19 protein-coding genes are annotated in these 22,209 nt (G+C 46.8%); 8 read left to right on the top strand and 11 right to left on the bottom strand.

Annotated elements, in window-relative coordinates; all coding sequences use genetic code 11:
* Positions 1-498: 498 nt before the first annotated feature.
* Entirely contained in the window at positions 499-1,395 is an 897-nt protein-coding gene (locus B5J93_RS07335; RefSeq protein ID WP_079325795.1) for a LysR family transcriptional regulator, read from the top strand.
* Positions 1,396-1,453: 58 nt separating this feature from the next.
* Here B5J93_RS07335 and accC read toward each other — a convergent pair whose 3' ends face one another.
* The 5 genes from accC to xseA all read right to left on the bottom strand — a co-directional run bounded on the left by accC (position 1,454) and on the right by xseA (position 7,357).
* Positions 1,454-2,797 (bottom strand): acetyl-CoA carboxylase biotin carboxylase subunit, encoded by a 1,344-nt coding sequence (accC, locus tag B5J93_RS07330; protein ID WP_079325794.1) that lies wholly within the window; start codon positions 2,795-2,797, stop codon positions 1,454-1,456.
* A 10-nt stretch (positions 2,798-2,807) separates the two neighbouring features.
* Positions 2,808-3,233 (bottom strand): acetyl-CoA carboxylase biotin carboxyl carrier protein, encoded by a 426-nt coding sequence (accB, locus tag B5J93_RS07325; protein WP_079325798.1) that lies wholly within the window; start codon positions 3,231-3,233, stop codon positions 2,808-2,810.
* A gap of 849 nt (positions 3,234-4,082) precedes the next feature.
* On the bottom strand, positions 4,083-4,694 hold the full coding sequence (locus tag B5J93_RS07320) for an LOG family protein (RefSeq protein WP_078273044.1): 612 nt from the start codon (positions 4,692-4,694) through the stop codon (positions 4,083-4,085).
* 157 nt (positions 4,695-4,851) lie between these two features.
* Positions 4,852-5,796 carry a DMT family transporter gene (locus B5J93_RS07315; protein ID WP_079325793.1) on the bottom strand — a complete coding sequence of 315 codons (945 nt, stop codon included), beginning with the start codon at positions 5,794-5,796 and terminating at the stop codon, positions 4,852-4,854.
* A gap of 55 nt (positions 5,797-5,851) precedes the next feature.
* Positions 5,852-7,357 carry an exodeoxyribonuclease VII large subunit gene (gene xseA, locus B5J93_RS07310; RefSeq protein ID WP_158080707.1) on the bottom strand — a complete coding sequence of 502 codons (1,506 nt, stop codon included), beginning with the start codon at positions 7,355-7,357 and terminating at the stop codon, positions 5,852-5,854.
* 463 nt (positions 7,358-7,820) lie between these two features.
* On the opposite strand from xseA, the gene B5J93_RS07305 reads away from it, so the two are divergent.
* From B5J93_RS07305 to B5J93_RS07290, 4 genes are all read left to right on the top strand, one after another.
* Complete coding sequence (locus tag B5J93_RS07305) at positions 7,821-8,594, top strand: Nif3-like dinuclear metal center hexameric protein (RefSeq protein WP_115236847.1); 774 nt, start codon at positions 7,821-7,823, stop codon at positions 8,592-8,594.
* A gap of 527 nt (positions 8,595-9,121) precedes the next feature.
* Positions 9,122-12,004 carry a phosphoenolpyruvate--protein phosphotransferase gene (gene ptsP, locus B5J93_RS07300; protein WP_079325790.1) on the top strand — a complete coding sequence of 961 codons (2,883 nt, stop codon included), beginning with the start codon at positions 9,122-9,124 and terminating at the stop codon, positions 12,002-12,004.
* A 1-nt stretch (position 12,005) separates the two neighbouring features.
* Positions 12,006-12,986 (top strand): 1-phosphofructokinase family hexose kinase, encoded by a 981-nt coding sequence (locus B5J93_RS07295; protein WP_079325789.1) that lies wholly within the window; start codon positions 12,006-12,008, stop codon positions 12,984-12,986.
* 56 nt (positions 12,987-13,042) lie between these two features.
* Positions 13,043-14,719: a fructose-specific PTS transporter subunit EIIC gene (locus B5J93_RS07290; protein ID WP_115236844.1), complete on the top strand. Its 1,677-nt coding sequence runs from the start codon at positions 13,043-13,045 to the stop codon at positions 14,717-14,719.
* A 390-nt stretch (positions 14,720-15,109) separates the two neighbouring features.
* On the opposite strand, the gene B5J93_RS07285 is transcribed toward B5J93_RS07290, so the two are convergent.
* Positions 15,110-15,787 carry an alpha/beta hydrolase gene (locus B5J93_RS07285; RefSeq protein ID WP_079325788.1) on the bottom strand — a complete coding sequence of 226 codons (678 nt, stop codon included), beginning with the start codon at positions 15,785-15,787 and terminating at the stop codon, positions 15,110-15,112.
* Between the two features lie 124 nt (positions 15,788-15,911).
* On the opposite strand from B5J93_RS07285, the gene ypfJ reads away from it, so the two are divergent.
* On the top strand, positions 15,912-16,820 hold the full coding sequence (ypfJ, locus tag B5J93_RS07280; RefSeq protein ID WP_079325787.1) for a KPN_02809 family neutral zinc metallopeptidase: 909 nt from the start codon (positions 15,912-15,914) through the stop codon (positions 16,818-16,820).
* Positions 16,821-17,141: 321 nt separating this feature from the next.
* Positions 17,142-17,483 carry a hypothetical protein gene (locus B5J93_RS07275; RefSeq protein ID WP_079325786.1) on the top strand — a complete coding sequence of 114 codons (342 nt, stop codon included), beginning with the start codon at positions 17,142-17,144 and terminating at the stop codon, positions 17,481-17,483.
* A gap of 59 nt (positions 17,484-17,542) precedes the next feature.
* Here the strand turns inward: B5J93_RS07275 and B5J93_RS07270 are convergent, their stop codons facing one another.
* The 4 genes from B5J93_RS07270 to B5J93_RS07255 form a co-directional block, all read right to left on the bottom strand.
* Entirely contained in the window at positions 17,543-18,100 is a 558-nt protein-coding gene (locus B5J93_RS07270; RefSeq protein WP_228144898.1) for a fumarylacetoacetate hydrolase family protein, read from the bottom strand.
* 103 nt (positions 18,101-18,203) lie between these two features.
* Complete coding sequence (locus B5J93_RS07265; protein WP_228144897.1) at positions 18,204-19,208, bottom strand: alpha/beta fold hydrolase; 1,005 nt, start codon at positions 19,206-19,208, stop codon at positions 18,204-18,206.
* Between the two features lie 6 nt (positions 19,209-19,214).
* The gene (locus B5J93_RS07260) at positions 19,215-19,379 is read right to left on the bottom strand and encodes a rubredoxin (protein ID WP_029102102.1); all 165 of its coding nucleotides are present in this window, start codon (positions 19,377-19,379) and stop codon (positions 19,215-19,217) included.
* Positions 19,380-19,479: 100 nt separating this feature from the next.
* On the bottom strand, positions 19,480-20,406 hold the full coding sequence (locus B5J93_RS07255; protein ID WP_420811402.1) for a transaldolase family protein: 927 nt from the start codon (positions 20,404-20,406) through the stop codon (positions 19,480-19,482).
* Here B5J93_RS07255 and B5J93_RS07250 point away from each other — a divergent pair.
* A complete protein-coding gene (locus B5J93_RS07250; protein ID WP_079325783.1) occupies positions 20,399-20,581 on the top strand; it encodes a hypothetical protein in 183 nt (60 codons plus the stop codon). The two genes, B5J93_RS07255 and B5J93_RS07250, sit on opposite strands and share 8 nt — an antisense overlap.
* Positions 20,582-20,955: 374 nt before the next feature.
* On the opposite strand, the gene B5J93_RS07240 is transcribed toward B5J93_RS07250, so the two are convergent.
* Positions 20,956-22,122 (bottom strand): hypothetical protein, encoded by a 1,167-nt coding sequence (locus B5J93_RS07240; RefSeq protein WP_079325781.1) that lies wholly within the window; start codon positions 22,120-22,122, stop codon positions 20,956-20,958.
* Positions 22,123-22,209 lie beyond the last annotated feature (87 nt).

The following is a 22,209-nucleotide window of genomic DNA, read 5'->3' as shown; positions in this document are numbered from 1 at the left end:
TTAAGTTGAGAGTGGGGTACTTAATTTAAAAAATTAGGTTAAAATTCTTAAAAATTTACCAAGTTAAGTGGTTGGATTGTGGCTCGAAGTCAAAATCCTTGTTGATATTTCAATAGACTTCTTTCCAAACCCCGATTTTTATAGATTTTTAAAAACTTCAAACCCAGTGTTTATAGGGGTTTATTTTTAGTTTGGAAAGAGATTTAATATTAACTGCGGGCTTTTCCTTGAAAAACGTGCGATTTTTCTCATTTTTCATTGCAAATACCAAAGGCAGGCACGCCCTAATATTGTATCACAATTTAATGACGGTAAGACAGATGTGAGACATTTATTAGAAAACCGCTTAAAACTAATGCTTTCATCATTTTGTCTTATTTATTTTTTAAAAAACATAACCAAAAGTAAATAAAGTTATTACCAATCCCCAAAAATTTGATATAATATTGCACTGACAACTTTGTCATAATACGATAATCATTTACGCAGGAGTGCGACATGAATACCACCAATTTATCCACGTTCATCACCGTCATGCAAACGGGCAGTATCTCAGGTGCTGCTGAGAAACTGTTCATTACCCAGCCTGCCGTTTCCAAGCGGATTAAGAGCTTAGAAGATGAGTTTGGCACGGCACTGTTTGACACCATCGGGCGTGGCATTATCCCCACGGCATCGGCTCATGAGCTACTGCCCTACGCCAAAAAATGGCTTGAAGACTATGAAAGCTGTAAAGCCAGTCTGCTCTACTCAAAGGAAGTGGCGACGGGGCGACTGGTCATCGGCACCAGTCATCATATCGGACTGCACCACTTGCCCCCTGTCTTAAAGCAGTTTATCCAAACCTATCCGTCTGTTCAGCTAGAAGTACAGTTCATGGACAGTGAGACGGCACACAAGGCGGTACTAGAAGGCGATGTGGCATTGGCATTTTTGACCTTACCCCCGACTTTTGACAGACGACTGGCGTATCATACGCTGTGGTCTGACCCACTGTATTTTGTCACGGGGGTACTAAGCCCATTGGCACAGCAGTCGTCTGTGAGTCTCTTGCAACTGGCACGTCATCCTGCGATTTTGCCTGCGGCGAATACTTTTACCAGTCAGATTACCTTGGCTGAGTTTAATAAGCACAACCTACGCCCCTTTGCCACCATGAGTACCAATCCGTTAGAATCCATCCGTATGCTCGTGTCGGTAGGACTGGGCTGGTCGGTGCTACCTGAGACACTCATTAATCAAGATTTGGTAAAGATTGACCTAAAAGACAACGTGGAGTTACAACGGCATTTGGGGTTGGTTATTAATCCTAACCTAACCCGCTCCTCAGGCACAGATGCCTTACTTGATATGTTAGGCATTAAAGATGTGCAGAGTGAAGAGAATCAGGCGTAATAATAAAAAACCTTGGTGAGAGCCAAGGTTTTTTATTGGTTTGTTAAAGAGTGATGGGTTAGTTGCTCTTTAACAAATGATTTTCCAAATAATGAATGTTTTGGGCTTCTTCGGTAAAGGCTTCATCTTGCAATATCACATCACGGTGCAAGGCAGTGTTGGTCTTAATGCCTTCGATGATGAGTTCATCTAGGGCATGGAGCATTTTTTGTACGACCTGTTTGCGAGTTTGGGCGTGGCAGATGAGCTTACCAATCATCGAGTCATAGTAGCTAGGAATGCTGTACCCTTGATACAGATGACTGTCAAAACGCACGCCAGAACCGCTTGGGGCGAATAGATTGTCAATGCGACCAGGGCAGGGCATAAAGGTCTTGGGGTCTTCGGCATTGATACGACATTCCATGGCATGACCGTGAATGGTAATCTCATCTTGATGATAGGACAGACCATAACCTGCGGCGATTTTAAGCTGTTCAACAATGATATCAATACCCGTAATCATCTCGGTCACAGGGTGCTCAACTTGCACACGAGTATTCATCTCGATAAAGAAAAACTGCTCATTTTCATACAAAAACTCAAACGTCCCCGCCCCACGATAGCCGATTTGTTCGCACGCACGCACGCACGCATCTAAAATCGGCTGTTTGATGTCGTCAGGGATACCAGGGGCAGGGGCTTCTTCTAGCACCTTTTGGTGGCGACGTTGGAGTGAGCAGTCACGGTCAAACAGATGTAGGGCGTTGCCATTGCCATCGCCTAGGACTTGAACTTCTACGTGGCGTGGGTTTTTCAAAAACCGCTCCATATAGACCGTATCATCACCAAAGGCGTTTTTGGCTTCGGTTTTGGCGGCTTGGACTTGATTGATAAGCTCTTCAAAACGTTCGACCACACGCATGCCACGACCGCCCCCGCCAGCTGCCGCTTTGACGATGAGCGGAAAGCCGATGGCACGAGCTTGCTCTTCGGCATTGTGTAGGGTGATGGCACCGACTGAGCCAGGGACAGTGGGTACGCCTGCTTGTTTCATGGCATTGATGGCAGAGACCTTGTTACCCATCAGGCGGATGTGGTCAGGGTGGGGGCCCACAAAAGTCAGCCCTGCTTCTTCGACCTGCTCGGCAAAGTCGGCATTCTCGGACAAAAAGCCATAACCAGGGTGAATGGCATCCGCCCCCGTTATCTCGGCAGCGGTCAAGATGGCAGGGATGGACAGATAGCTTTGGGTGGCTGGGGCATCGCCAATGCAGACCGCTTCATCACAAAACCGCAGGTGCATCAAATCCTTGTCCGCCGATGAATACACGCCTACCGTCTGTATGCCAAGCTGTTTGCACGCACGTACGATACGCAGGGCAATCTCGCCACGGTTGGCAATCAATAACTTCTTAATCATAACTCACCCGTTAGGCTTTGTAGCGAATGACAGGTTGCCCAAACTGCACCACGTCAGCGTTAGACACCAAAATCTCTTCAATGATACCGCTTTGGGTGGCTTCTAGGGGGTTCATGATTTTCATGGCTTCGATGATACCAAGCTGGTCGCCTGCTTCTACTTTTTGCCCGACTTTGACAAAAGGTGGGTCGTTCGGACTAGGGGCGGAGTAAAATACCCCGACCATGGGCGATGTCTCAACCTTACCGCTTGGGGCTTTTGGCGTGGGGGCGGTTGGTGCGGTACTGGCAGGAGCGGACATTTGGGGCATGGCAACGGTTTGTACCGCCACGTTACGGGTCAGATGAACATAGCTGCCATCGTTGCCCAATTCTAGGCTTGCCAAATCCTTTTCTTCCATGAGTTCAATCAACTCACGAATCTGAGCGATGTCAATGGTGGCATTCGTTGCCGTTTGTGTTTTTGTGGATTGGGAAGTTGGTTTTTGGGTGTTTTTTAGAATGCCCATGCCGTCACCTTATAAAGTGTAAAAGTTTATTGTAACAAATTTTTTCAAAATCGCCTAGTGGCAATCATCGGCGTTATTGTTAAAATCGCTAACGCAAAAATTTGTGTTATCATCAGGTGCATAGTGTACATACGTACGAATATTTTGCAAGTATTTTTTGCGATTTTGGGCAAATTTTTTACAAAATGGGGTAAATTGGGCAAAATAAAGATAAAATTTGGTTAGGGCGTGCCCACCCTTTATAACACAATTTAAAATATAGAAATATTTTAGAAAAAAACCAATGTTTTTGCATGAAAAATGGCTATCCGACCACTTAATTTTTAAAATTAAGTTAAAATCTTAAGATTTATCAGATTAAGTGGTCGGATGTTTTTCATAATAAAAGCTTGTTTGATAGAACGACTATCAAACTTCACTTTTTCCTTGAAAAACGTGCGATTTTCCTCCTTTTTCATTGCAAATACAAAAGGTAGGCATACCCTAATTTTTAATCGTTTTTAACCATTTTTAATGATTGGATTGTTAATGAATGCCCTTTAAAATTTTTCTTTATAAATTGGGATTGGCTTGTAGGGGACGCTGGTTTTGTGTTCATACATCATTGAACATGCTTTTGGACAGGTTTTGTAGGGGCAAATTGCAATTTGCCCTATGTAACGTCTTGATTTTTGGGTAAATATGATTTGTTCTTACACGTTTAAATTTCGAATATGTCTTTAATTGAAAATAACAGTTTTAAATCAACAGCCCACATTCAGCCAGTATCACACAACATCAAGAGACAATCTCATCAAGCCATGCTGGTCTGACCCATTTGGGAGCGTCAATGAATTTAAAATTTGCCATTTTGTGTAGTAGCTCTTCGCTGTTGTCGGCGATGCACAAAAGCTGTAAATTCTCTTTGGGCATAAATCCGCTCTTAGCAGTCTTGGCGAGCATGTCAAGTAGCGGATCAAAGAAGTGAGCGACATTTAATAAGCCGATGGGTTTGCAGATGAGATTAAGCTGAGTGATGGACAGCACTTCAAACAGCTCTTCATACGTCCCCAAACCGCCTGCCATGGCGATAAAGCCGTCCGCCAGTTCGATGAGCTTGGTTTTGCGAGTGACCATGTCGGGGGTTTCGATGAGTTCGGTCAGTCCCAGATGGGCGACTTCTTTTTGTTTTAAAAAGGTAGGAATCACGCCAATGACTTCCCCGCCATGCGACAACGTGCTGTCGGCAAGCGTTCCCATGAGTCCGACATTACCCCCGCCATAGATAAGGCGGATATTATGATGGGCAAGGCGTTCGCCTAGGATTTGGGCGTGATGATAATAATCGGGAATCTCACCAAAGTTAGAACCACAATAGACGGTGATGTTATTTAGCTTGATGGCAGACATAAAAACTCGCTATATTTTTACTTATTTATCAAGGTAATTTGTGGGCGTTGTTACAAAAAATTCAAATGACATTTATAAAACATTTTGTCAAAACAATAAATTACCCTAATTTAACAAAACTTTGATAAAAAATCAATGATGGCTTAGGTGGTATGGTTTATCTAGATGATTTGAATAAACGATTTTTTAGCACGCCCACATAACGCCATGGCTGTACTGTACCAAGCCCCATGCCGATGAGTCCTAGCACCATGACACTGTTTAGGGGTTCGCCCAAGAGTGGCACGGCAAGTAAGGCTGAGATAAACGGGGCAAGACTGGCAAGTCCGCCAGCGAAAAATGCCCCAAGTCGCTCCACCGCCAGCGAATACGTCATCGTGGCAAATATCATCACCATGACGCTATGAAACGCCCCTTGGATGATGGCATGCGACAAAGATACGCCACCAAAGCCCAAACCGCCTACGCCCAGATACAGTAGCACGCCATAGATGGGCAGGTAGAGTATCGCCGACCAGATGGCGGTGCTACACATGACTTGCCATGGGCTAAATCCCCATTCTTTTAGCATGATACCATAACCTGCCCAACAGCAGGCACAGATGACAAACAGTACATCGCCCACGCCAAAGGACAAGCCCTTGATGAGCATGAGAGCGGTCATGAGTGTGAGCGTGATGATGATAAGGATGAGTGCGATTTTGGTGTCGTGGTCGGGGCGTTTTTTGAGCAGTAGGAGCATGAGTAGGGCGGTGGCGACAGGTATCATGCCATTTAAAAACACCGCCCCATGCACCACAGGGGCAAGCAAAAAAGCACTGTACACAAGCGAGCTATAACCGACCCCGCCAAACAGTGCTAAGATGACGGCTTTGGGTTGCCACAAAAACGCCGTATTTTGCCGATAGATGAGTATGGGCAAAAGTAGCCCCGCCGACACGCCAAAACGCACGGCGATGATGTCCCACGCTGATATGCCCCAACTGGCGTTTAGGCGAGCGAGTAAGCTAAAACTGCCCCACACGAGCATGGTCAGTACGATATAAACGTAGCCTTGGGCGGTGGGCGATAGCTGACAAAACAGCTGGCGTAAATGGGTCATGAACACTACCAAGCGATGGACAGATGGGTGGGCAAACGGGCGATACAAAAACTGTCTATTTTACCACAGCCTTGACACGCCCGTCATGAAATTCGATGTCAATCTCACCTTGTTTGATGGCGTTCGATGAGCCAATGACATGCCCGTCTTGATGGATGAGTGCGTAGCCTTTGGTTAGGGTGCGGGCAGGGTGTTGCACCAAAATCATGCTTTGTAAGTAGCGAGTTTCATCACGCAAGGCGGATAAGCGAGGCAGTAGTGCCTTATGCTGAGATAGGGTGTGAGCGGCATCTTGGCGAGCGTGCTTGATGTGTTCGTGAGCGGTTTTGTGCTGACGGGCGAGCAGGTCGCTGATGGTTAATGAGAGTGTGTGGGTGCGGTATTTGGCATGACCGCTTAGCGTGCTTAACAAAAAGTCGCTGTCTTTTTTGGCGAGTTTTAGAGTTTGGCTTGCCCCATGATGGACGCTTTTCATGGCAAGATGGCTTTGCTCTTTGGCATGGTGCAGGCGAGTGCGACTAATGTCGCTGATGGTGGTCATGGCACCTTTGGCAAGGGCGACCATGGCCACCAGATGGTTTTCGATGGCTAAGACGACCTTAGATGGCGTATCAAAGCGAGTGTGTGCCACTTCATCAAGCAGTACCTTATCACGCTCATGCCCGATACCGACCCACACAGGCATGGGCGATTCGGCAACCAGTGCCGACAGCTCATAGTCATTAAGATACGCCAAATCGCTCACCGCTCCGCCCCCACGGATGATGACAAGCAAGTCGGCATGATGGGCATGGCTGGCATAAAACTCACCGATGGCGTGCGTGATGGCTGTTCTTATCTCGCTTGGGGCGTGATTGCCCTGAAACGTGGCGTGATGATAATAAAACTGGCACGCTCCCGTCTGTGCCAATCTGTCCGCTTCGGCGCGAAAATCGCCCAGTCCTGCCGCCTGCTCGGGGGCGATGACGATGACGTGACGGATGTCAAAGGGGGTGGGCAGGGCTTTATTTAGGGCGGTCAGTCCTTCGTCATGTAGGCGTTTTAGCATGGCGTTATAAGCCTGAGCCAACGCCCCGAGGGTGTAGGTGGGGTCGATGTCGCTTATGTTAATGCTAAACCCATACTGCGGATGAAAACTTGCCGAACCTTTTATCAGCACCGCCAGTCCTGCCGAGAGCGGTTTGCCTGTCTCACGGGTGAATTTGCCGACAACCGCCTTTGCCCGATATTGCCACAACGTCGCCCGAGCACTGGCGATGATGTTGCCGTTGTCGTCCTTTTCGGCAAGCTCAAAATAATAATGCCCGCCCTTGGTATTGACTGCTCGCAGTTCTGCTTGTATCCACACTTCATGGTCAAAGGTATCGCTGATGACCAGTTTCACCGCTTCTAGGTAGCTACTTAGTGATAACTGCACCCCTGCCAATGTCGGTTCATCGGATACGCCATTCATCTCATCGGCGATGGCTTGGTGTAGGGCATTGATGTCGGTACTGTTTTGGGTCTGTGCTAGTCTGTCTAGGTTTTGGTCTAGGGTGGTCAAAATGGCTTTGTGGTTCATGGTGGCTGTTTTAAAGTAAAAAGTAAAAAGGCATTTAAAAGGGCAAAATAACACTGGGGCGTGTTGAATGTTGGTATTTGCCATGAAAAATAGGAAAAATCGCCCGTTTTTCAAGGAAAAAGTGAAGTTTGATGGTTATTCTATCAAACGAGCTTTTATTATGAAAAACCAGATTTAGCCATTTTTTATGCAAAAACATCATTTTATTACTGCAATATTTCTAAATGTTAAATTGTGTTATAAAGGGCAGGCATGCCCTAATTAAAACGTTAAATTTATCGTATTTATAAAAATGCCATCAATGTTTGGCGCACCCTAAGATTGTAACAGATTTTTGATGATTTATGAATGCTGATGATGGCAAAGAGGCAGGTTTTAATTTAAAATTGCCAAAATGCCATAAATAACGTAACATAGCAAAAACTTTGAATGATTTTAAATGAGTAACGCACAAAGGCACACCATGAGCAAAAACACCCCAATTGCCCCCACCAACTTAGCAAAATTTTGCGATGAATACCTACAAGCAAGCGAGTTTAACGACTATTGCCCCAACGGTCTGCAAGTCGATGCCGATACGCCCATTAGTAAAGTCATCACCGGCGTTACCGCTTGCCAAGCCTTGATAGATAAGGCGATAGAGTTAAACGCCCAAGCGATATTGGTACATCATGGCTATTTTTGGAAAGGCGAGCCTGCCCCACTGGTCGGCATTAAAGGCAAACGCATTCGCACTCTGCTCCAACACAACATCTCACTCATCGCCTATCATCTACCCCTTGATGCTCACCCTGTCATCGGCAATAATGCAGTGCTTGCCGATGAGCTTGGCTTGACCATCACAGGGGCGTTATACCCCCATGAAAAACACCCTGTGGGCAATGTTGCCACGTGTTCGCCCACGACATCTGCCGATTTTGCCAAAAAAATTGAGCAAGTGTTGGGACGCATGCCCCTGCACATCAGCGATGACCCAAATCGCATCCTAACCAAAATCGCCCTATGTACAGGCGGTGCCCAAGACATGATAACCCAAGCTCATGCCATGGGCTGTCAGGCGTTTATCTCAGGGGAAGCGTCCGAGCGTACCACGCATTTGGCACGAGAGCTAGGCGTGGATTATTTTGGGGCGGGTCATCACGCAACCGAGCGGGGCGGTGTCAAGGCGTTGGGTGAGCATTTGGCGGACGTGCTTGGGCTTGATGTGGTTTTTGTGGATATTGATAATCCTGTTTAAATGGATATTTGCCAATGATGTTTTTAAAAATGCCCCATTTACAACGCCATATAACAGATTAGTTTATCAAGGGCAAATGGGATTTGTCCCTACAACCCAAAAATGACATAATCATCAATCATCTGCCATTTTAAGTTGGAATTAAAGTAAAAACAACATTTGCAAGAGTATCTCATTTGGCTTGTCTTTTTTGGTATTATTTTTTAAAAAATAATGGTAAAATTAGCCGATTTTTGTTTGTATTGTAAAAATTTTTAGAATTTATTAGGGCGTGTTGAATATTAGTATTTGCCATGAAAAATGCCTGTTTAAAAAAGCAGGGGAATCGCCCGTTTTTTAAGGGAAAAACTTGAGGCTGTGAGTCTTCTATCAGACAAGTTTTTGACTTTGAGCCACAAGATTTAGCCATTTTTCATGCAAAAATTGATAAAAGCGTTAAATTTTCATCATTTAAATAAATATTGTTATCAATGTTCAACACGCCCTAAACAATATTTTAAATTATCCTTTATCTTATAAGGAAATCTATGTTAAATCTTACCGCCACTGACGTGCGTATGAATGCACAGGCTACCAATAAAGATGAAGCCTTATCCCTACTTGCCAAGATATTGAGCGAAGACGGACTGGCGACTGCTGATTATCTTGCAGGACTACAAGCCCGTGAAGCACAGACCAGTACCTATCTGGGGCAGGGGATTGCCATTCCGCATGGTACGCCAGAATCACGCTCTTTTGTGCAACAAACAGGGGTGCGACTTGTGCATTTTGCCGATGGCGTGGTGTGGAATGATGACGGCGAGCGGGCATATTTGTTGGTGGGGATTTGTGCCAAATCCGATGAGCATTTGTCCATTTTAAGACAGCTAACCAAAGCCTTGGGCGATGACATCGAAGAGCGTATCAAGCATGCCACCAGTGCCGATGAGCTATTGGCCATCTTGGATGGCACGGGCAATTGCTCGCTTAGCATTCATGAAAATCTCATCAAAACCGACATCAACGCCAAAGATGCTGATGAGCTGTATGGGGTGGCGGTGTCGCTACTAAAACAGCAAGGTAAATTAGTCATTGCCACAGGCATTCGCCCCAGTTTTACCAAGCTCTCAGAAGCCATCTACTGTGCGACCTTAGAGCATGATGAACTGGTTGCCGAACCTGCCTTTGCCCTAGCGGTTGCCAAAGGGGTGGTTAAGCTGGGTCATGATGACATGAGAGCATTGGCGGTCATCGCCAGTAACCAAACGGTAAATCAAGATAAGCTGTTGGCGTTGTATGATGTGCTGTTGTCGGCAGAGTTTGGCGGTAAATTGCAACATGCCAGTCTGCCCGAGTTGGTGACATTTTTGGGGGCGGATAAGGCGGAGCATTGGCAATCGGCAAGTGTGGTACTGCCCAATGCTCATGGGTTGCACGCACGCCCTGCCACTGCCTTATCCGAGCTTGCCAAAGGGGCGACAGGCGAGCTAAAAGTGGCGGTGGACAATGGAGCATACGTCTCTGCCAAGAGCCTAACCAAACTGCTCTCACTGGGGGCGACACGGGGGCAGAGCCTAACATTCATCGCCGAGCCGAATACCGATGCGGTCGAGTATCTACCCAAACTTATCCAAGCGGTGCAAGACGGACTGAGCGAAGAAGTAACACCGATAAGTAACAGTCAAGCAGACAGCCAAGAGAGCGGTAAAGAAAATCATGAACCTGCCGTGCTTGACTTGACCGATAACACCGCCATCATCAAAGGCGAACGCACACACGCCACGTCAGCGTCAGCGGGACTGGCTCATGGCGAAGCATTCGTGGTACGTCAAGTGCGGTTTGATTATCCTGTCCAAGGGGGTGATAAGGCGAGCGAGTGGGCGAGCTTGCAACAGGCGATTGGGTCGGTCAAAGATGAGCTAAAAGTCATTGTTCAGACTGCCAAAAAAGCGTCCATTGCTCAGATTTTTACCGCTCATGTGGCTCTGCTTGATGATGAAGAAGTCACACACGGGGCAAAAGACGGTATTGATGATGGGCTATCGGCAGCGGCGGCATGGCATGCTCATATTGAGCAGTTGGCAAAAGTGCAGGCGAGCGTTGCCAATCATCTGCTTGCCGAGCGAGCAGCGGATTTGCGAGATGTGGGGCAAAAAGTGCTTGCTAAGCTAACAGGTCAAGCGGTTGCAACCGAGCCTGCCGAGCCTTATGTGCTTATCAAAGAAGACCTGCTACCGTCTGATGTGGCACGCCTAGACCCTGCACGAGTGGCAGGCATTCTCACGGCGGTGGGTGGTGCCAGTTCGCACAGTGCCATCGTCGCCCGAGCGTTGGGTATTCCTGCGATTGTGGGGGCAGGTAAGGGCGTGCTTGACATTAACGATGGCGAGCAGGTGCTGATAGATGGCGGTCAAGGCTGGTTTGTGGTTGCACCAACCGATGAAATGGTGGCGGTCGCCAAAGCCGAGCAAGCAAGTTGGGCGGAGCGTAAACGCCTAGCCAGTGAGGCTGCCCTAAACCCTGCCATCACTCAAGATGGTCATCAAGTGGAGATTGCTGTTAATTTGGGTAATGTCCACGATACCAAGATGGCGGTAGAGAGTGGGGCAGAAGCGGTGGGACTGCTGCGTACCGAGCTTGTGTTCATGAGTCATCAGAGTGTGCCTGACATTGACACGCAGGTGGCGGATTACACGCAGGTGTTTGATGCCTTAGATGGTCGTCCGCTCGTGGTGCGTACCTTGGATGTCGGTGGCGATAAACCGTTGCCATATCTGCCCATGCCGTTTGAAGACAACCCATTTTTGGGGGTGCGTGGCATTCGCTTGACCCTAAGACAACCTGCTTTATTGGAAAATCAGCTCATCGCCTTGATTAAAGCGTCCAAGGGGCGTGATTTGCGTATCATGTTCCCCATGGTAGGTAGATTAGAAGAGTGGCATGATGCCAAAGCGATACTAGATAAAGTGCTGACTGACTACCCCCATGATAAGCTCCAAGTGGGTATGATGATAGAAGTGCCAAGTGCGGCGGTCATGGCGGATATTTTTGCCAGTGAAGTGGACTTTTTTAGCATTGGCACCAACGACTTGACTCAGTATGCCCTTGCCATTGACCGTGGTCATGCCACGCTCTCAAAGGATGCTGACGGTCTGCACCCGAGCGTACTTAGACTTATCCAAAACACCGTTGCCAACGCCCATGCTCACGGCAAGTGGGTGGGCGTGTGTGGCGAGCTGGCAGGCGATGAGCGAGCCATACCGATATTGGTGGGGCTAGGTGTGGACGAGCTGTCCATGTCGGCAGGTAATATCGCCCTTGCCAAGGCAGTGGTGCGTGAGCTTAACTTTGCCGATTGCCAATACCTTGCCAAAAAAGCCCTGTCCTGTCGCACCGCTGGCGAAGTGCGTGCTTTGGTGATGGGGGTGTAATATGCAAGTGCTTTGTATTACCCTAAACCCTGCCATTGACATGACGGTCAGTCTTGATATGCTAACACTGGGGGCGGTGAATCGTGCCTTATCCAGTCAGATGGATGCTGCGGGCAAAGGTCTAAACGCTGCTCAGATTTTGGCGGATTTGGGTGTGAATGCCGTTGCCACAGGGTTTTTAGGTGGGGATAATGACGGTATTTTTAACCGACTCTTTGATGAGCGTGATGCCCTAAACCACAGCGAGAATCTAGGTTGGGTTACTGACAGCTTTGTGCGAGTGGCAGGCATTACTCGCACCAACATTAAACTTGCCGATGTGGTCGATGGTGTCGGTCGTACCACAGATGTCAATGGTCAGGGCTTTGTGGTGACCGAGACGGACAAACTGCACTTTTTTGAGCAGGTGGCAGAGCTTGCCCCTGCTTGTGATGCGGTGCTGATTGCTGGCAGTTTGGCGACGGGTTTTGGTTTGCCTGACTTTGACCATTTGCTTGCTCTGCTGACAAATATCCATGGCAAAGTGGCGGTTGATGTCAGTGGTGAGGCTCTAAAAATCGCCATGCGTTATCCCTTATGGCTTATCAAGCCCAACAACGATGAGTTGTTTGAAGCCTTTGGCATACGTGCCGATGGGCTAGATGAGCAGGTGGCACTCTTTGATGAGATTCATAGTCACATTGAGCATGTCTTTATCTCGATGGGTGAGAAGGGCGTGCATTGGTTACGTCAAATCCCTAATGGGCGTGAGATATATGGGGCGACACCGCCTGTCATGACTGTCAAAAGTACCGTGGGGGCAGGTGATACCTTTACCGCGGGTATGATTTTTGGCTTGCTCCGAGAAGATGAGCCAACCAAGGCATTGGCAAGGGCGACTGCTTTATCGGCTCATGCGGTCTCTATCATTGGCTTTAGAGTGCCAGAGCAGGACGTGCTAACTGACTTAACCGCGCAGGTTGCTGTGAAAAAATTGGCTTAATCTAAGTTTGGGCTAAATTGAATTTAAAAATTTAAAAATAAAAATAGGCAAACCCTATGACAAACAAAACTTATGCCATTAGCGTGGCGGATAATTCTGCTTATGGCTTGCTCATTGCCAAGCAGTTGGTTGCCAGTTTGCAAAAAAATGGCATTGATGCACAATTTACCACAGACAAAAACACCGCTCATGGTGTGAGCGTGGTCATCACTGATGATGAACGAGCCAGCACCGAGCAGGTCATTTATCTAAATCAGCATGAGCTTGACTCAGCCAAATTTGGCGATGTGGATTATTTAAAGACACTGCTTACGCCTACCCAAACCGACCAAGCGGTTTTAAAGTCGGCAAATTCATCGGTGCGTAACATCGTGGCAGTTACCGCTTGTCCGACAGGGGTGGCTCATACCTTTATGTCGGCAGAAGCCATTGAGAACTATGCCAAAGCACAGGGCTGGAATATCAAGGTAGAGACCCGTGGTCAGGTTGGCGTGGGTAATGCCATTACGGCAGATGAGGTGGCACAGGCGGATCTGGTGTTTGTGGCGGCGGACATTGACGTGGATTTGTCCAAATTTAGTGGCAAAAAAATGTACCGCACGTCCACAGGGTTGGCACTCAAAAAAACCGAGCAAGAATTTGCCAAAGCCTTTCATCAAGCAAGTGTCTATGGCGGCACCCAAAGTGCAAGTATGGCAGGCGAGAGCGACGAGAAAAAGGGGTTGTATAAGCACCTAATGACAGGCGTGTCGCATATGTTGCCACTCGTGGTGGCAGGTGGTTTGCTCATTGCCATGTCCTTTATGTTTGGCGTGGAAGCCTTTAAAGATGAGAGCATTGCCTTTGGCTTACCCAAAGCACTTATGGACATCGGTGGCGGTGGTGCGTTCGCCTTGATGATTGCGGTGTTTGCCGGCTATGTGGCTTACTCTATCGCTGACCGCCCCGGTTTGGCGGTGGGTTTGATTGGTGGTATGCTTGCCAATACCGCAGGGGCAGGGATTTTAGGCGGTATCATTGCTGGTTTTTTGGCAGGTTATACGGTCAAGTTTTTAAATGATGTCATCAAACTACCTGCCAGTTTGACGTCCTTAAAGCCGATTTTGATATTGCCGTTATTGGGTTCGCTCATCGTTGGTCTGCTCATGGTCTATGCCATTAATCCGCCTGTGGCGGCACTCATGACCGCCCTAACCGAGTGGCTAAAAACCATGAATGACACCAATGCCATTATCTTGGGGCTGATTTTGGGGGCGATGATGTGTACCGACATGGGAGGCCCTGTGAATAAGGCAGCTTATACGTTCTCAGTGGGCATGATTGCCTCAGGGGTGTTTACACCGATTGCGGCGGCAATGGCAGGGGGCATGGTGCCGCCCATTGGTATGGCGATAGCGACGTGGATTGCCAAAAATAAGTTCAATGACAATCAGCGTAACGCCGGTAAAGCGTCCTTTGTGTTGGGTCTGTGCTTTATCTCAGAAGGGGCATTGCCTTTTGTGGCGGCTGACCCTGCTCGTGTGATTATCGCCTCTGTGGTCGGTGGGGCATTGGCAGGGGCGATTTCTATGGGGCTTGGTATCGGGCTACAAGCACCGCATGGCGGACTGTTTGTGATACCGTTCGTCTCACAACCGCTCATGTATCTGGTGGCTATTACGGTCGGTAGTGTGGTAACTGGTGTACTGTATGCCTTTATTCGCCAAAAAGAACCACAAAAAGCGGTGGCATAATGATAAAAACCCTGTCTGTTGGCAGGGTTTGTTATTGGGATTTTTCTTGCCTGTGTGATTTTGTGTTTGCTAAATAGGCGTATTAAACCTTGATGGTATAAATTGAAGGGCTTTAAAATTACCGTAAATTTATGATATGTGGACATTGATATTTGCAATGAAAATGATAAAAATCGCACGTTTTTCAAGGAAAAACAAAGGTTGTGAGTTTTCTATCAGCTAAGTCTTTGATGTAGAAAACCAATCTAGTCACTTAATTTTTAAAAATTAAGTTAAAATCTTAAAATTTACCTGGTTAAGTGGTCGGATGGATATTTTTCATATAAAAATAGATTAAATCATCAAATTTTTGCTAAATCCCAATAAAATATCATTAATGGCAGGCACGCTCTAGCTCTTGACAAACACCTTATTCATCCATTTGCCAATGTCTTTAATCTGCTCCATGCATACTTGATGAGCCATGCCATAGCGTTTAAATTCAGGCGACAGACCCAAAGCGGTGAGTTTTTCGCTTGCCTTGACCCCGAGCACCGATGGCACGACATCGTCATAATCGCCATGGTCGATTTTAACAGGTAGGGACGCATTAATATCAAGTTTGTCAATCTCTTGTTCGGTGGCAAGATAAGTGGATAAGGCAAGCAATCCTGCCAATGGTCGGCTGTTGGTTAGGGCGTTGTGATAAGCAACAGCACCGCCTTGGGAAAACCCTGCGATGATGATGTTCTGACTGGGTATGCCTAGACGCACCTGCTCATCAATCAAGTCATTAATACGTTCGCTAGATGCCTTGATTTGGGCGGTATCTACCTTTCTATCTAGGCTCATCTCCAAGATGTCATACCATGCAGGCATGACATAACCGCCATTGACGGTCACAGGGATGGATGGGGCGTGCGGAAAAATGAATCGCACACCAAGCTCATCAGAGAGTCCAAGCTCAGGTACGACAGGCACGAAATCATGACCGTTCGCCCCCAAGCCATGAAGCCATATCACGGCGTGTTCGATGGGTTTGTCTTTGGGGTTGTGAATGACTGTTTCAAAAGGAAGTAACGAGACCATGTCAGCTCCTAAGCAAGGCTCAATGTTCAATACACGCTAATTATACATAATTTTTAAAAATTCTTACAGATTTTTTGCAATTTTGCCTTATAATAGGCTAATTTTTTACGATAATAGGTGAGCTATGCAGTGGCGTGGTCGCAGACAGAGTAATAATATCGAAGACCGCCGTGGTGGCGGTGGCGTAAAGGCAGGCGGGCTAAGTATTGGCAGTATCATCCTTGCCCTTGCCCTTGTCCTATGGAAAGTATTTGGAGTCAGTCCCGAGACCACGCTAGGGGTCACTCAGCAGATAGGGCAAGCGACTCAACAGCAATCCGCCCCTGCCAATGAGACTGCCGACCAAGCCGAAAGTCGTGAGTTCGTGGCGACTGTGCTTGCCGATACCGAAGACGTGTGGACACCCATTTTTACAAAACTCGGTGGTACTTATCAGCCACCAAAATTGGTGATGTTTACAGGTTCGGTTAAGTCAGCGTGTGGGGCGGCGACATCTGCCAGCGGTCCTTTTTATTGCCCTGCCGACCAAAAAGTGTATCTGGACACGCAGTTTTTTGTGGACATGAGACGGCACATGGGTATTGGCAGTGAGCGTCATGGCAGTACCGAGCTGTCTCGCCAAGACCAAGTGGGTGACTTTGCCCAAGCCTATGTCATCGCTCATGAAGTGGGACATCACGTTCAGACACTGCTTGGAATATCCCAAGAAGTGCGAAAAGCCCAAATGCAAGGCAATGAGCGACAGGCAAATGAGCTGTCCGTCCGCCAAGAGTTGCAAGCCGACTGCTTTGCAGGCATGTGGGCAAAGAAAAACCACGAACGTACCGGCTTTTTACAACAGGGCGACATCGAAGAAGCCCTAGACGCTGCCGAGAAGATTGGTGATGACTATCTACAACACAAATCGCACGGACACGTGGTGCCTGACAGTTTTACTCATGGCACGAGTGCTCAGCGTCAGCGTTGGTTCTATCGGGGGTTTGAGACGGGCGACATCCAAGCCTGCGATACCTTTGGCACCAATCAGCTCTAAGCGATTGATTTGTAAAATACACAAGGACGGTTTCCGCCGTCCTTTTTCATTGAATGGTTTGGATTTGCATTAATATAGAAATCATTCATTTTAAATAAATTTAGGCATTGTCCAAAGCTCACGCGTAAGCCACAGTATCTCCCACAACAACTAAAGACCAGGCCATCATGATACCATTGGATCATCGCCCAAAATTCTAATCTAATCGCATTGTTAAAGTGAGCTGTGCTTACGGTAAACAAAGATGTAGATGTAAAACTGTAGGTATTACCTTGCACTTTTACCTAAGTGCAAGATTGTTAGTTCTATAAAGCCTTTGCAATGGTGATTTACTTGTTCGGTTATCAAAAAAGTATTGTTATCAATAACGCCATGAAACAGCACCCTTATTATCATGATGTTGTTCAACATGAGCTGTCGCATTTGATATTAGAGCATACATTTGATTGGCGATATAGATTTTTAAGATCCGCTCGTTTAAAGATTGAAAAAGAAGCGAATAAAGGAGCGGTCAAATTATTTGGAGCAAATCTGACCAATCTATATCACTTTTTGAGTGAATACCAATACAGGGACAAATCAGTCATCAAAGTACGCAAAAAAGCATTGATGGAGATACTTGATTTTGGTACCGGCAATGTTGTAAGCAGGCAAATCTTATAAGACTTGATAAAAAACCACTCATCATTACGATAAGTGGTTTTTTGTTTAATGGCTAAAGGTTATTGCGCTCTCAGCTCATACCTATCATCATCAATCCTCACCACCAGTTTATCGCCACGTTCTATCTTGCCCACACCTTTTGGGGAGCCTGTCATGATGATGTCGCCTGTTTGTATGCCGTAGAGATTATCCAAATAATCCACCAAATAGTCAAATGAATACATCATCTTTTCGGTGCTGTCGTCTTGGCGAGTCTCACCATTGATGGTTAAGGATAAATGATACTGTTTTTGGGTAAAGGGTTTAAATTCTCCAAGCCAGCACGCTCCCTTAAAGCCTTTGGCTTTGAGCCATGGTAAGCCCTTGGTTTTGCACACGTCTTGCACGTCTCTGGCGGTCAAATCAAGCCCCACCGTGTAGGCGATGATTTGCTTGTTTTCGCCGATGAGTAGCACAAGTTCGGTCTCGTGATGGACATTCTCCGAAAAGTCGGGCAAGGTGAGCGTATCGCCTGTTATGATACTGCTGTTGGGTTTTAAAAAAACCAACGGTTCGGCAGGGATTCCGTTGTTAAGCTCGTGGATATGCTCCACATAGCTACGCCCGACACAGTAGATGGTGTTGATGGGGGTGGGCTTGCTCGTTGATAAAGACAGTAGTCATGATAAATTCCAAAAAGTGGGCAAAAAGTAGTAAAGCGTAGCCAACAGGCTTAGGAGCTTAGGCTTGTGATGATAAATGCCCCACTATCAAACTTGCCAAATACGGCTGATAATACACCGGCAGGTCATGTGCCATGCCGTCCACTGCTACGAATCGGCTGTTTGGGATGATTTTGGCAATGTGTTTGCCGTGGCTTTGGTGCAGTAGCCCGTCTTTGTTGCCGTGAATGACGAGTGTGGGGGCGGTCACTTGACGAGTATACTGGAAAATCGAGCCTGTGGCAAGGATGGCGTTCATCTGCTGTGCCATACCAAGCGGATGATGACAGCGATGATAGCGGATTGAGGCGATGTGGCGAGTGCCTTTGACGTCTAGATGACCGGGGGAGCCGACCGCTGTCATGAACCATACCGCATGACGGAGCATGTCCCGTTCGCTGTTGCTTTGGGCTTTTTTAAAAAAGGTGGAAAACTCTTTGGGTTTGGGTGGTATCAAAAAGGGGTGGTTGGTGCTACTAAACAGCAGGGCGAGCCTGTCGGCATAATGGGGGTATTTGGCACAGACGATTTGGGCAATCATACCACCCATGCTCGCCCCGACCAGATGTGTTTTGCCCAAATTCATCGCCCCAATCAGCCCTGCGACATCGTCCGCCATGTCAGGTAGGGTGTAGGCGACTTTTTCACGGGCGTTGGATAAGCCAATTTGGTTTTTGGCAATCATTTTTAGGATGTTGGTGTGTGGCAGTTTGGTTAGGTGCTTGATTTTGGTGGAAAGACCCGTATCACGATTGTCAAATCGGATGACAAAAAACCCTGCGTCCATAAACTTTTTTAAAAAAGTATCCGACCAAAACAGCATTTGCGAGCCAAAGCCTGTGATGAACAGTAAAGGCGGATGGTCAGGGTTGCCCCCTGCTTCGACACACAGCGTAATACCACGCCCAACATCAACCATGCTTTGATAAAAATGGGGCGATAGGTCAGATGCTCGCCAGTCTTGGTTAAATCTATCCCAGCTTGGCGGTGGTGTGTGGGCGATGGGCGATGGCAAATAGGCCACGAATGATTAAATCTCAACCATCTCAAAGTCTTCTTTACTCACGCCACAGTCGGGGCATGTCCAGTCGTTTGGGATGTCTTCCCAACGTGTGCCAGCAGGCAAGCCTTCTTCGGGACAGCCTAAGGCTTCATCATAAATCCAACCGCAGACGATACATTGATATTTTTTCATGGCAAAAACTTCATTGATAAATGGGCATATAGTTTACACTCATACGCCCATTTTGTAAAGCCTTTTTTGATTTAAAAAATCAATGGTATTGTTTTTTCAATTATTTTTCAAATAACTGCTTTTGTAAATCCGCCCGAGCCTTGATAAAGCCGTCAATACCTTTTAACAGCAGTTCATTGACAGGGGTGTTTTCTTGTAGGTTTTTAAAGCCCTGCTCATCAAGGGGTGTGGGGCGGTCTAGGATGGTGTCGCTTGGGTTTAATTGGCGGGCAACGTCCGTCTCCATGCTGGCAAGCTCATCAAGCAAGGCAGGCGAGATGGTGAGTAAGTCGCACCCTGCTAGGGCAAGGATTTGGGCGGTGGAGCGAAAACTTGCTCCCATGATTTCGGTGGGGTAGCCGTGTGATTTATAAAACTCATAAATATTCTTGACTGAGTTTACGCCCAAATCATCATTTATGTCAATGCTTTGGCGGTTTTCATGTGCTTTTTGCCAGTCGGTCAGTCGCCCCACAAATGGCGAGATGAGCTGTACCCCAGCGTCAGCACACGCACGGGCTTGGGTGTCGGTAAAGAGCAGGGTAAGATTGCAGTGAATGCCTTGCTTTTCTAGGATTTCGGCGGATTTGATGCCTTGCCAAGTGGCGGCGATTTTGATGAGAATGCGACTGGTGTCCACGCCCAGTTTGTCATAGAGTTCGATGAATGCTAGGGCATTTTGCATGGTTTTATTGGTGTTAAAAGAATGACGTGCGTCCACTTCGGTGGAGACCCGTCCGTCAATGTGCGAGAGTATCTGCTTGCCAAGCTCGGCAGTTAAGCGGTCGATGGTGTCATCATCAGACAGTCCCAAACCTTTGATTTGGCGGATAAGCTCGTCATGCTCACCTGAGAGTAGGGCGGAGGTGACTAGGCTTGGGTTGGTGGTGGCGTCTCGTGGACGCAAGCGAGCGATGGCGGATAAGTCGCCTGTGTCGGCAACGATGGTGGTGTGTCGGGCGAGAGCGGTTAGGGTGTTCATGGGTATCCTTGATGATAAAAGTGCTTTAACATACCATAAATGCGAGCGTTTGGCAAAATATTTGTTGGGAAAAGTTGGGATTTGTGCTGATTGGTTTTATTCAATGGAGTTGGCGAGAGGTGTGCTTCATGGCTGTGCCGATGAAGTTGGGCTTGACTTGAATAAGTTCTCTAAGGAATGATTTGGTGTTGTTAGGGTATGTTAAACCCTTATAACGCAATTTAAAATTTAGAAATATTTCAGCAATAAAATGATGTTTTTGCATGAAAAATGGCTAAATCTTGTTTTTCATAATAAAAGCTCGTTTGATAGAATGATTATCAAACCTCACTTTTTCCTTGAAAAACGGGCGATTTTTCTCATTTTTCATTGCAAATACAAAAGTTCAACATGCCCTAATTCCAGCCCCGCACCCACTACCGAACCAAACACACCTGATAGGATAATCAAGGTTAAAAGCCATTGGAGATTTTTGAAGATAAAAGTTAAAGCCTTTCTTTACAATCAGGGTATTGGGTTATTATAAACATGCCTTTGTTTTACAAACTTATCAGCCTACATCCACATTAGTTTGGCAACTTTGGGGGCATGGGTAATCAACTCTTCTTGACCGTTAGTGATTTTGACAATGGACTTGCCGTTGGAGATGATAATATCATCATCTGCAAGACAATACGCCATAACACCTTTTTTGATGATTTGTGTTTCGCCTGTAGGTAGGTATTTTATCAGCTCCCAACTTTTAGGGATAAAGCCTGCAAATTTCTCACCGTCTGCTTGATTTTTTAGCAAATTTTTATCCGCTTTGACAAGATTGCCCTCAATAAACAGCTCTTCTTCGCTCTTGGGTTTGGTGCGAGCGGGGTTAGCACCTGAGGTTTTTAAAGATTCGCCTGAATAGCGTTTGGTAAAAAAGTCCAGCCAGCCTACGATGGCTTTTAGGATTTTAAAAGGTGCTGTGAGCAGGTCTTTGGCAGTACCCACAGGGTCGGTGCTATCATGCTCACGATAAGGGCGTCTGATGGCATAAAGGTTGCCTTGGGTGTCCATAATGGGGGCAAAATAGTCAAATTTATCGTCTGCCAGTACCGTCTCAAGCTCACCCGTGGCAAGGTCTAAGCGATTGACTTGACGGGGACTAAACACAACGTTATCTTGGGTGTACGCAAGTCCACAAGAATCATAATAAATTACAGTGCTGTTATTGGGGTCTACGCTTGGGTTTTTGTCTTGGCATTCACCTTCGGTAACAAACTGCGTGCGAGCACTGTCAAGCGATAATACGCACAAATGTCGCTCGCCATAAGGACTGGCGTAAGGGGTGTCGCTTGCCGAGGCGATAACTCGTTTATTTTTTGAATCATAGCACAAATCAAATACCTGAAAATCGCTCTTGCGTAAAATTAGCCCTTCGCTTACCGTGTCGCTACTGATTGGTTTGGACTGAATCGCTGTACCTTCTTGCAATCTGGCACTATACACATAGGTGGTGTCGTCCACAAAAGCAATGGCGGTGGGGTAAATCCCGTCAAAATCATCCTGCTCTGTCTGTGCTGTACCCATAAACATTGCCCCAGCACCTTCGGTTTTCCACGCTCTTCTATCTTTGATTTGTTTGATATTTTTGGTGTATTGATTGATGGCTTGGCAAGAAATGGTAGACTCTTTGCCGTTGTCAAGTTTGAGTAGATTTTTGGTGCTGATATAATATAAAGTCGCCATAATAATGCCTACTGCATAAAAAGGTTTATTATACCAACTCTTGGATTTTTTGGAAATTTTTTATTTATTAGAACCCACTCACAATCT

This window comes from Moraxella equi (genome assembly GCF_002027555.1).
Classification (GTDB): domain Bacteria; phylum Pseudomonadota; class Gammaproteobacteria; order Pseudomonadales; family Moraxellaceae; genus Moraxella; species Moraxella equi.
Note: the sequence above shows the minus strand (reverse complement) of the source record. Positions and strands in the feature narration are given on the sequence as shown.